This is a genomic window from Allobosea sp. 67-29, assembly GCF_001898115.1.
In the GTDB taxonomy this organism is placed as follows: domain Bacteria; phylum Pseudomonadota; class Alphaproteobacteria; order Rhizobiales; family Beijerinckiaceae; genus Allobosea.
Map to the genome: position 1 here is coordinate 1 of NZ_MKSQ01000028.1, position 10,731 is coordinate 10,731.

Consider the following 10,731-nt stretch of genomic DNA (forward strand, 5'->3'; position numbering starts at 1 on the left):
TGGAAGAGAAGCTGCGCTTCGCCATCCGCGAAGGCGGCCGCACCGTCGGCGCAGGCGTGGTTGCTTCGATCATTGCCTGATCGGCTGCACGCAGACTGATTTGGGAAAGGGCGGTGGCGACACCGCCCTTTTTCTTTTGCCCGTGACGGTTTGCCCATGAGCTGAGCGCAAGGGCGCTTCCATGCGCACGGGATGCGTTGGACTCCCATTCCATGCTCTCAATCGCATCGAGAGAGCGGACCAGCCGCTCCGCCGTGGAGGATGCTGCCCATGCCGTTCAAGCCGCCCTTTCCGGGCATCCACTCGATCGTCTTCGCGCTGTTCGACGAGCACGAGCGGCTCGACCGGGCGGCGATGCGCAAGCAGGTGCAGATCAGCCTCGATCTCGATGTGCAGGGCATGGCGGCGCTTGGGCTCGCGACCGAGGTCTCCAAGCTCGGCTTCGGCGAACGCTGTACGGTGATGGAGTGGATGGCCGAGGATGTGGCCGGCAAGAAGCCGCTCGCCTTCACGATCTTCGGCTCTTCCGTGGCCGAGCAGACCGAGCTGGTGAAAGTCGCCGAAAGGAACGGGGCCGACTGGGTGATTCTCCAGCCGCCGATGGTCGGCAGCTTCGGCGCCACCGAATATATGAACTTCTTCGGCCGCATCGCCGATTCGACCGCGCTGCCGGTCGCGATCCAGAACGCCCCGGCCTATATGGGTCGAGGGCTGTCCGCCGAGGACATCGGAGAGCTCACGCGCCGGCATCCGAACATCAGCCTGATCAAGGGCGAGGGCTCGGCCATCGAGATCGAGCGGCTGATCGCGGTGACGGAAGGCCGGCTGCCGATTCTGAACGGGCGCGGCGGGCTCGAGCTGATCGACAATCTCCGCGCCGGCTGCACCGGCATGATCCTGGCGCCGGACACGATCGACTACGCCTTGCGCGCCTATAATCTCTACCGGCTGGGCGACGAGGCGGCAGCGGAGGCTGCCTATCGCGACGTGCTGCCGGCGATCACCTTCATCATGCAGTCGATCGAGACGCTGATCTGCTATGGCAAGCGCATCTTCGGCGCGCGGGCCGGCATCGCGATCCACGATCGCGGCCCGGCGCTGAGGCCGACCGAATTCGGCCTGAGGCTGGTGGAGCGCCATGCCCGCGAACTCGGCCCCTATCGCAAATGAGGAAGCTGCGCGATTTCGACTTGAAATGCATCGCGCCTTGGGGCACATGACGCGCACCTGCAGGGGTATAGCTCAGTTGGTAGAGCGGCGGTCTCCAAAACCGCAGGTCGCGGGTTCGAGCCCTGCTGCCCCTGCCAGTCGTCGCGCCGACGACTGGCGATGCGCCCGCTGCCGGCAGACCGGCAAGGCGCCATGACCCAGAACATCTACGACGACGAGACCTTCTTCGCGGGCTACAGCCAGCTCGCGCGCTCCGTCCATGGGCTGGACGGGGCGCCGGAATGGCCGGTACTGCGTGCGATGCTGCCGGTGCTGTCCGGCAGGCACGTGCTCGATCTTGGCTGCGGCTTCGGGTGGTTCTGCCGGTTCGCGGCCGGCGAGGGGGCTGCGAGCGTGCTCGGCGTGGACGTCTCCGAGAAGATGCTGGAGCGGGCGCGGCGTGAGACGGCCGACGCCCGGATTACCTATCAGCGGGCCGATCTCGAACGCTTCGCGCCGCCGGCCGGACGCTTCGATCTCGCCTACAGCTCGCTGGCCTTCCACTACCTCGCCGATCTAGCCGGCCTGCTCGGCCGTGTGCACGCGGCGCTGAAGCCGGGCGGGGTGTTGGTATGCTCCGTCGAGCATCCCTTGATGACGGCACCCGCGCGACAGGAGTGGCTGATCGATGCCGATGGTCGCGCGGCATGGCCGGTCAACGGCTATCTCGACGAGGGCAGGCGGGTCAGCAACTGGCTGGCGGAGGGGGTGGTCAAACGCCACCGCACGCTCGCGACCTATCTCGATCTCATGCTGGAAGCAGGCTTCGCGCCGACCAAGCTGGTGGAATGGGCGCCGAGTGCCGAGCAGGTCGCGGCCGAGCCGGGCTGGGCGAAGGAGCGCGAACGGCCGTTCTTCCTGCTGATGTCGCTGCAACGGGGTCGATCAATCCCGGCCAAAGGGCTTGGCTAAAGGCTCCGGGCAATGTAAGAGGCTTGCCAATGACGGCGCGCGACCCTCCCGGGTCCCGCGCCGCGAATGTTTCAGGACGGCCGATTCGGCCTTGCGGCAGGGGTCGCAGGCCGTATCGGAACCCGAGGTGGTTCATGGCTAAATCCAATCCCTTCCAGTTCCTGCAGGACGTGCGCTCCGAGGCGACCAAGGTCACCTGGCCCTCGCGCCGCGAGACGCTGATCACGACGGGCCTGGTGCTCGCGATGGTGGTGGTCTCGAGCCTGTTCTTCTTCTTCGCCGACACCATCATCCGCTGGGGTCTCGGCGTCATCCTCGGCGCCCGTTGAACGGAATTACGAACGTGAGCACCCGCTGGTACATCGTCCACGCCTATTCCAACTTCGAGAACAAGGTCGCGCAGTCGATCCGCGACCAGGCGGCGCAGCGCAACCTCGCCGACAAGTTCGAGGAGGTGCTGGTTCCGACCGAGAAGGTCGTCGAGGTCCGTCGCGGCCGCAAGGTCGATACCGAGCGCAAGTTCTTCCCGGGCTATGTGCTGGTGAAGTGCGAGATGACCGACGAGGTCTACCACCTCATCAAGAACACGCCGAAGGTCACCGGCTTCCTCGGGGCCGACAAGGCCAAGCCCATGCCGATCCCCGAGCATGAGGCGATGCGGATCAAGGGCCAGGTCGCCGAAGGCATCGAGCGGCCGAAGCCGACGGTGGTCTTCGAGGTCGGCGAGCAGGTCAAGGTCGCCGACGGCCCCTTCGCCTCGTTCAACGGCGTCGTCGAGGATGTCGACCACGCCCGCGCCCGGCTCAAGGTCGCGGTCTCGATCTTCGGCCGCGCCACGCCGGTCGAGCTCGAATACGGCCAGGTCGAGAAGCTTTGAGAGGCTGATGGGGGAGGCAGTCGGCAATAGGGAATAGGCAGTCGGAACTGCCGGGTCGTTATCCCGATTGCCTACTGCCCATTGCCTACGCCCCCGACAAATCCACTTCCCTTCGGCGCTGCCTTATGTCATAGGGCGCGCCTCAACCGCGTGGGAGGCGTGCCGGTCGCCAGCCGGATCACAGGCGCCGCACCACGCACTGCAACCACCCCGGCCCCGGCGGAGAGCGTCGGCAGGCAGGGGCGTCGTCGTTCCGATAGGCAACGGAACGGACGGCAGGAGCAGCCATCATGGCGAAGAAGATCACGGGCTACGTGAAGCTTCAGGTTCCGGCGGGCGCGGCCAATCCGTCGCCGCCGATCGGTCCCGCGCTCGGTCAGCGCGGCCTCAACATCATGGAATTCTGCAAGGCCTTCAACGCGAAGACCCAGCAGATGGAAAAGGGCATGCCGATTCCGGTGATCATCACCGCGTATCAGGATCGCTCCTTCACCTTCGAGATGAAGCAGCCGCCGGTCTCGTACTTCCTCAAGAAGGCGGCCGGTCTGACCTCGGGCTCCAAGACCCCGGGCCGTGGCGGCGCCGCCGGCAAGGTCACCGCTGCGCAGATCGCCGAGATCGCCGAGAAGAAGATGGCCGATCTCAACTGCGACACCGTCGAATCGGCTTCGGCCATGATCCGTGGCTCGGCCAGGTCGATGGGCCTGGACGTCGTGGGCTGAGGGAGGCTGACCAATGGCACATGTCGGAAAGCGCGTCGTCAAGGGCCGTGAAGGCATTGACCGCACCAAGCTGTACTCGCTCGATCAGGCCGTCACGTTCATCAAGGAACGCGCCAACGCCAAGTTCGACGAGACCGTCGAGATCGCGATGAATCTCGGCGTCGATCCCCGTCACGCCGACCAGATGGTCCGCGGCGTCTGCAACCTGCCGAACGGCTCGGGCCGCACGCTGCGCGTCGCCGTCTTCGCCCGCGGCGCCAAGGCCGACGAGGCCAAGGCTGCGGGTGCCGACATCGTCGGCGCCGAGGACCTCGTCGAGACCGTGCAGAAGGGCGAGATCAACTTCGACCGTTGCATCGCGACCCCGGACATGATGGGTCTCGTCGGCCGTCTCGGCAAGGTGCTCGGCCCGCGCGGCCTGATGCCGAATCCGCGTGTCGGCACCGTCACCATGGACGTGACCGCCGCCGTCGCCGCCTCGAAGGGCGGTTCGGTCGAATTCCGCGTCGAGAAGGCCGGTATCGTCCACGCTGCGGTCGGCAAGGCCTCGTTCTCGGCCGAGAAGCTCTCGGAGAACATCAAGGCCTTCGTCGACTCGGTCGCCAAGGCGAAGCCCGCCGGCGCCAAGGGCACGTACATCCAGCGCGTCGCGCTGTCGTCGACCATGGGCCCGGGCGTCAAGATCGAGCCGAACACCGTCATCGGCGGCTGATCGGGCTTCAGGGCAGGGCGGCTGCAACGACGGCCGCCCCCCCGCTCTTGATTTCACGAAGTCAAGAGCCTACTTGGCAGAAGCAGGCGAAGGCGCTATAGGCACGCCTGTTTCCATGAGTGAAGGGGCTCCGGCGTGCCTGGCACGAAGGGGTCTGTTTCGCGTTTTTCGGCGGTTTTCCGCTGAAGAATGGGTGATTAGGGCGGTGGGGAGCGATTTCCAAGGTCAGAATCATCCAGTCCTGTCTGAGACTGCAGGTGCCTTCCCGGTTCGTCCGGGAGCATAATTTCGCCAAGAGGCCTGCATAGACGGTGCAAGAGCTTAGTCCCGGATCGCGAGATCCGGACAAGACGGTTCGAACCATCTCGCCCGATCGTGACCCTCAGGGGTCGGGAGCGGGGACAGGGCACCAAGCGTCGCTTTGCGGGACGCCGGTGTCAACCGGGGTTTCGGGAAGCGGCATTTGCAACCGGCGGCAGGCCCTCAAAGCTTGTCGCCTACCGGAGAGAGCCCAGTGGATAAAGCGGCAAAAAAAGATGCCGTCGCGTCGCTGAACGGCGTGTTTGCGAACACGTCGGTCGTCGTCGTGGCCCACTATGCGGGTTTGACCGTGGCCCAGTTCCAGAAGCTTCGTCGCGAGATGAAGGCGAATGGCGCCACTGTTAAGGTCGCAAAGAACCGCTTGGCCAAGATCGCTCTTGAAGGCACCGACGTCGCGTCCATCAGCAAGCTGCTGACGGGTCCCACCCTGATCGCTTATTCAAACGATCCGGTCGCGGCGCCGAAGGTCGCCACCGCTTTCGCCAAGGAGAACGACAAGCTCGTCATCCTGGGCGGCGCGATGGGCACGACCGCCCTGAACCCCGATGGTGTCAAGGCTCTGGCCACGATGCCCTCGCTCGACGATATGCGCGCCAAGCTCATCGGCCTTATCCAGGCCCCGGCTACGAAGCTCGCGCAGCTCACGAACGCGCCCGCCGGCAAGCTGGCTCGCGTGGTTCAGGCTTATGCCGACAAGAATGCGGCTTGATAGCCAGCAAACCCTTATCGTTCGAACCTCTTAAGACAGGAAGTTAAACATGGCCGATCTCGCCAAGCTCGTCGACGATCTCTCGTCGCTCACCGTTCTCGAGGCCGCTGACCTCGCCAAGATGCTCGAAGAGAAGTGGGGCGTTTCCGCTGCCGCCGCCGTCGCCGTTGCGGCTGGCCCGGCTGCCGGTGGCGCTGCCGCCGCCGCTGCTGAAGAGCAGACCGAGTTCACCGTTGTCCTGGCCTCGGCCGGCGACAAGAAGATCGAGGTGATCAAGGAAGTCCGCGCCATCACCGGCCTGGGCCTCAAGGAAGCCAAGGACCTGGTCGAAGGCGCTCCGAAGCCGGTCAAGGAAGGCGTTGCCAAGGACGAGGCCGAGAAGCTCAAGAAGCAGCTCGAGGCCGTCGGCGCCAAGGTCGAGCTCAAGTGAGCCAGGGCCGGCTGATGCCGGTCCGACCGTAGTCGAAACTGACAGTCCCGGGGCGCGGCCAGCGCCTCCGGGGCTGTTGCGTCGTTTCCGCGCCGAGATGCGGAGGCGGCCGCGGAAGCCAGTCGAAACCGAGCGGCGGAACTTTCGCTGACGATCAAGTCGACGCGTCGCGTCGAACGGCTCACCCGGCGGCCTGGCCCGCCGGTCCGGACCACCGGGTGAGCCGTCCATGGAGCCGAACCCGACGAGGGGCACGCCAGTGTCCCCATGCCGGAACCGGCTCTGAACGGAGAGGTTGGGATCTTCCGGAGCGGCCACGCGCCGGAACGGGCCCAGAGAACGCGAGGAACAACATGGTCAATTCGCTCCAGGGTCGCAGGCGCGTCCGCAAGTTCTTCGGCAAGCTCAAGGAAGTGGCGGAGATGCCGAACCTCATCGAGGTTCAGAAGGCGTCCTACGATCAGTTCCTGATGGTCGACGAACCCAAGGGCGGCCGCGCCGACGAGGGGTTGCAGTCCGTCTTCAAGTCCGTCTTCCCGATCGGCGATTTCTCCGGCGCCTCGCTGCTGGAGTTCGTGAAGTACACCTTCGAGCCGCCGAAATATGACGTCGACGAGTGCCGCCAGCGCGGCATGACCTTCTCGGCGCCGCTCAAGGTGACGCTGCGCCTGATCGTGTTCGATATCGACCCGGACACCCAGGCCAAGTCGGTCAAGGACATCAAGGAGCAGGATGTCTACATGGGCGACATGCCGCTCATGACCGACAACGGCACCTTCATCGTCAACGGCACCGAGCGCGTCATCGTCTCGCAGATGCACCGTTCGCCGGGCGTGTTCTTCGACCACGACAAGGGCAAGACCCATTCCTCGGGCAAGCTGCTCTTCGCCGCGCGCATCATCCCCTATCGCGGTTCCTGGCTCGACATCGAGTTCGACGCCAAGGACATCGTCTATGCCCGTATCGACCGGAAGCGTAAGATCCCGGTCACCTCGCTGCTGTTCGCGCTCGGCATGGACGGTGAGGAGATCCTCAACCGCTTCTACAACCACATCACCTACACCAAGGACGCCAAGGGCTGGCGCGTTCCCTACGATGCGGAGCGCATGAAGGGCTTCAAGGCGACCGAGGACCTGATCGACGCCGATACCGGCGAGGTCGTGGTCGAGGCCGGCAAGAAGCTCGTCGCCCGCACGGCCCGCCAGCTCGCCGAGAAGGGCCTGAAGTTCCTGCGCGCGCAGGACGAGGACCTGTACACCCAGTACATCGCCGAGGACCTGGTCAACCCGGCGACGGGCGAGGTCTATGCCGAGGCCGGCGAGGAGATCACCGAGAAGCTGCTGAAGCAGCTGGTCGATGATGGCTTCGACGAGATTCCGGTGCTCGACATCGACCACATCACGGTCGGCCCCTATATCCGCAACACGCTCAACGTGGACAAGAACTCGCGCCGCGAGGAAGCCCTGTTCGACATCTACCGCGTGATGCGTCCGGGCGAGCCGCCGACCCTCGAGACGGCTGAGAACATGTTCCAGTCGCTGTTCTTCGACGCCGAGCGCTACGACCTTTCAGCCGTTGGCCGCGTCAAGATGAACATGCGCCTCGACCTCGACGCCGAGGACACCGTGCGCATCCTGCGCAAGGAGGACATCTTCGCCGTCGTCAAGGCGCTGGTCGACCTGCGCGACGGCAAGGGCGAGATCGACGACATCGACCATCTCGGCAACCGTCGCGTGCGCTCGGTCGGCGAGCTGATGGAGAACCAGTACCGTCTGGGTCTGCTGCGCATGGAGCGCGCCATCAAGGAGCGCATGTCCTCGGTCGATATCGACACGGTCATGCCGCAGGACCTGATCAACGCCAAGCCGGCGGCTGCCGCCGTGCGCGAGTTCTTCGGTTCCTCGCAGCTCTCGCAGTTCATGGACCAGACGAACCCGCTCTCGGAAGTCACGCATAAGCGTCGCCTTTCGGCGCTTGGCCCGGGCGGCCTGACCCGCGAGCGCGCCGGCTTCGAGGTGCGCGACGTGCATCCGACGCACTACGGCCGCATCTGCCCGATCGAGACGCCGGAAGGCCCGAATATCGGTCTCATCAACTCGCTCGCCACCTTCGCGCGGGTGAACAAGTACGGCTTCATCGAGAGCCCGTATCGCCGGATCCGCGACGGCAAGGTCACCGACGAGGTGATCTATCTCTCCGCCATGGAGGAGATGAAGTACAACGTCGCGCAGGCGAATGCCGCCGTCGACAAGGAAGGCCGCCTGACGGACGACCTTGTCGTCTGCCGCCGCGCGGGCGAAGTCGTCGTCACCCCGGTCGACAAGGTCGACTTCCAGGACGTGTCGCCCAAGCAGCTCGTCTCGGTCGCAGCCGCGCTGATCCCGTTCCTCGAGAACGACGACGCCAACCGCGCTCTGATGGGCTCGAACATGCAGCGCCAGGCGGTGCCGCTGGTTCGCGCCGACGCGCCCTTCGTCGGCACCGGCATGGAAGCGGTCGTCGCCCGTGACTCGGGCGCCGCGATCGCGGCCCGCCGCGCCGGCATCGTCGATCAGGTCGACGCGACCCGTATCGTCATCCGCGCCTCGGGCGAGACCGACCCGACCAAGCCGGGCGTCGACATCTACCGGCTGCAGAAGTTCCAGCGCTCGAACCAGTCGACCTGCATCACGCAGCGTCCGCTGGTGCGCGTCGGCGACGTCGTCAAGAAGGGCGATATCGTCGCGGACGGCCCGTCGACCGAGTTCGGCGAGCTCGCGCTCGGCCGCAACGTGCTCGTCGCGTTCATGCCGTGGAACGGCTACAACTTCGAGGACTCGATCCTTCTCTCCGAGAAGATCGTCTCCGAGGACGTCTTCACCTCGATCCATATCGAGGAGTTCGAGGTCATGGCCCGCGACACCAAGCTGGGTCCTGAGGAAATCACGCGCGACATTCCGAACGTCTCGGAAGAGGCGCTGAAGAACCTCGACGAAGCCGGTATCGTCTATATCGGCGCCGAGGTGGCTGCGGGCGACATCCTCGTCGGCAAGATCACGCCGAAGGGCGAGAGCCCGATGACGCCTGAAGAGAAGCTGCTGCGCGCCATCTTCGGCGAGAAGGCTTCGGACGTTCGCGACACCTCGCTGCGGGTTCCGCCCGGCGTGCAGGGCACGATCGTCGAGGTCCGCGTGTTCAACCGCCACGGCGTCGACAAGGACGAGCGCGCCCAGGCGATCGAGCGCGAGGAGATCGAGCGTCTCGCCAAGGACCGCGACGACGAGCAGGCGATCCTGGACCGCAACACCTTCGCGCGTCTGGCCGAGATCCTGACCGGCAAGACCGGGCTGGCCGGCCCGAAGGGCTTCAAGAAGGACACGGTTATCACCCGCGAGGTGATGAGCGAGTTCCCGCGTTCGCAGTGGTGGCTGTTCGCGACCGCCGAAGACTCGCTGATGACCGAGATCGAGGCGATGCGGAAGCAGTACGACGAGTCGAAGAAGCGCCTCGAGCAGCGCTTCCTCGACAAGGTCGAGAAGCTGCAGCGCGGCGACGAGCTGCCCCCGGGCGTGATGAAGATGGTCAAGGTCTTCGTCGCGGTGAAGCGCAAGATCCAGCCGGGCGACAAGATGGCCGGCCGTCACGGCAACAAGGGCGTGGTCTCGCGCATCGTGCCGGTGGAGGACATGCCGTTCCTCGAGGACGGCACCCATGCCGACATCGTGCTGAACCCGCTCGGCGTGCCCTCGCGCATGAATGTCGGCCAGATCCTGGAAACCCATCTGGGCTGGGCTGCCGCCGGTCTCGGCAAGCAGATCTCGAAGGCTCTCGACGCCTACAAGAAGTCCAACGACTTCAAGGCGCTGAAGGCCGAGTTCGACGCCGTTTACGAGGATAACGAGATCATCGCCTCGATGGACGAGAACGAACTCGTCGAGATGGGCCAGAACCTGCGCCGCGGCGTTCCCGTCGCGACCCCGGTGTTCAACGGCGCCAAGGAAGCCGATATCGAGCGGCTGCTGGAGCAGGCCGGCCTGCATAGCTCTGGTCAGTCGACCCTCTATGACGGCCGCACGGGTGAGCCTTTCGACCGCAAGGTGACGATGGGCTACATCTACATGCTCAAGCTGCACCACCTGGTCGACGACAAGATCCATGCCCGTTCGATCGGCCCGTACTCGCTCGTCACCCAGCAGCCGCTGGGCGGCAAGGCGCAGTTCGGCGGCCAGCGCTTCGGCGAAATGGAGGTCTGGGCGCTCGAAGCCTACGGTGCCGCCTACACTCTGCAGGAGATGCTGACGGTGAAGTCGGACGACGTCGCGGGCCGTACCAAGGTCTACGAGTCGATCGTGCGCGGCGAGGACAACTTCGAGGCAGGCATCCCCGAGAGCTTCAACGTTCTCGTCAAGGAGATGCGCTCGCTCGGCCTCAACGTCGAGCTGATCAACAACAAGGTGAAGCCGGGCGAATTGCCGCCGGCCGAAGCGGCCGAATAAGCCGCTGCCAGACACCTTGAACAATGCCGGCGGCACTCACGCCGCCGGCTGACGGATTTGACGAGCCGGGCAGGGTGGCCTTCGCCCCCGCCGGCTAGAGGAGACAGGCGATGAAGCAAGAGGTCATGAACCTTTTCGGCCAGCAGCCGGTCCAGCAGGCCTTCGACGCGATCAAGATCTCGATCGCGAGCCCGGAGAAGATCCTGTCCTGGTCCTATGGCGAGATCAAAAAGCCGGAGACCATCAACTACCGCACGTTCAAGCCGGAGCGTGACGGCCTGTTCTGCGCGCGCATCTTCGGGCCGATCAAGGACTACGAGTGCCTGTGCGGCAAGTACAAGCGCATGAAGTTCAAGGGCGTCAT

General features: G+C 65.1%; 11 protein-coding genes and 1 tRNA gene. All 12 read left to right on the forward strand.

Annotated elements, in window-relative coordinates; translation table 11 throughout:
* Nucleotides 1-80: EF-Tu C-terminal domain-related protein (locus BGO20_RS22695; protein WP_465246070.1), on the forward strand; the 80-nt coding region annotated here is incomplete at its 5' end.
* 190 nt (nt 81-270) lie between these two features.
* Nucleotides 271-1,170 carry a dihydrodipicolinate synthase family protein gene (locus BGO20_RS22700; RefSeq protein WP_291659066.1) on the forward strand — a complete coding sequence of 300 codons (900 nt, stop codon included), beginning with the start codon at nt 271-273 and terminating at the stop codon, nt 1,168-1,170.
* Nucleotides 1,171-1,231: 61 nt separating this feature from the next.
* Nucleotides 1,232-1,307 (forward strand) — tRNA-Trp (locus tag BGO20_RS22705).
* A gap of 55 nt (nt 1,308-1,362) precedes the next feature.
* Nucleotides 1,363-2,121, forward strand: coding sequence for a class I SAM-dependent methyltransferase (locus tag BGO20_RS22710; RefSeq protein WP_291659065.1), 759 nt, complete (start codon nt 1,363-1,365; stop codon nt 2,119-2,121).
* A 134-nt stretch (nt 2,122-2,255) separates the two neighbouring features.
* A complete protein-coding gene (gene secE, locus BGO20_RS22715; protein WP_291659064.1) occupies nt 2,256-2,450 on the forward strand; it encodes a preprotein translocase subunit SecE in 195 nt (64 codons plus the stop codon).
* 14 nt (nt 2,451-2,464) lie between these two features.
* Complete coding sequence (gene nusG, locus BGO20_RS22720) at nt 2,465-2,998, forward strand: transcription termination/antitermination protein NusG (protein WP_055729733.1); 534 nt, start codon at nt 2,465-2,467, stop codon at nt 2,996-2,998.
* 290 nt (nt 2,999-3,288) lie between these two features.
* Entirely contained in the window at nt 3,289-3,720 is a 432-nt protein-coding gene (gene rplK, locus BGO20_RS22725) for a 50S ribosomal protein L11 (RefSeq protein WP_291659063.1), read from the forward strand.
* Nucleotides 3,721-3,733: 13 nt separating this feature from the next.
* Nucleotides 3,734-4,432 carry a 50S ribosomal protein L1 gene (gene rplA / locus BGO20_RS22730; RefSeq protein WP_291659062.1) on the forward strand — a complete coding sequence of 233 codons (699 nt, stop codon included), beginning with the start codon at nt 3,734-3,736 and terminating at the stop codon, nt 4,430-4,432.
* A 514-nt stretch (nt 4,433-4,946) separates the two neighbouring features.
* The gene (rplJ, locus tag BGO20_RS22735; protein ID WP_291659061.1) at nt 4,947-5,462 is read left to right on the forward strand and encodes a 50S ribosomal protein L10; all 516 of its coding nucleotides are present in this window, start codon (nt 4,947-4,949) and stop codon (nt 5,460-5,462) included.
* Between the two features lie 49 nt (nt 5,463-5,511).
* Entirely contained in the window at nt 5,512-5,892 is a 381-nt protein-coding gene (rplL, locus tag BGO20_RS22740; protein ID WP_291659060.1) for a 50S ribosomal protein L7/L12, read from the forward strand.
* A gap of 353 nt (nt 5,893-6,245) precedes the next feature.
* Nucleotides 6,246-10,367, forward strand: coding sequence for a DNA-directed RNA polymerase subunit beta (gene rpoB / locus BGO20_RS22745; protein WP_291659059.1), 4,122 nt, complete (start codon nt 6,246-6,248; stop codon nt 10,365-10,367).
* Between the two features lie 110 nt (nt 10,368-10,477).
* Nucleotides 10,478-10,731: hypothetical protein (locus tag BGO20_RS22750; protein ID WP_299858878.1), on the forward strand; the 254-nt coding region annotated here is incomplete at its 3' end.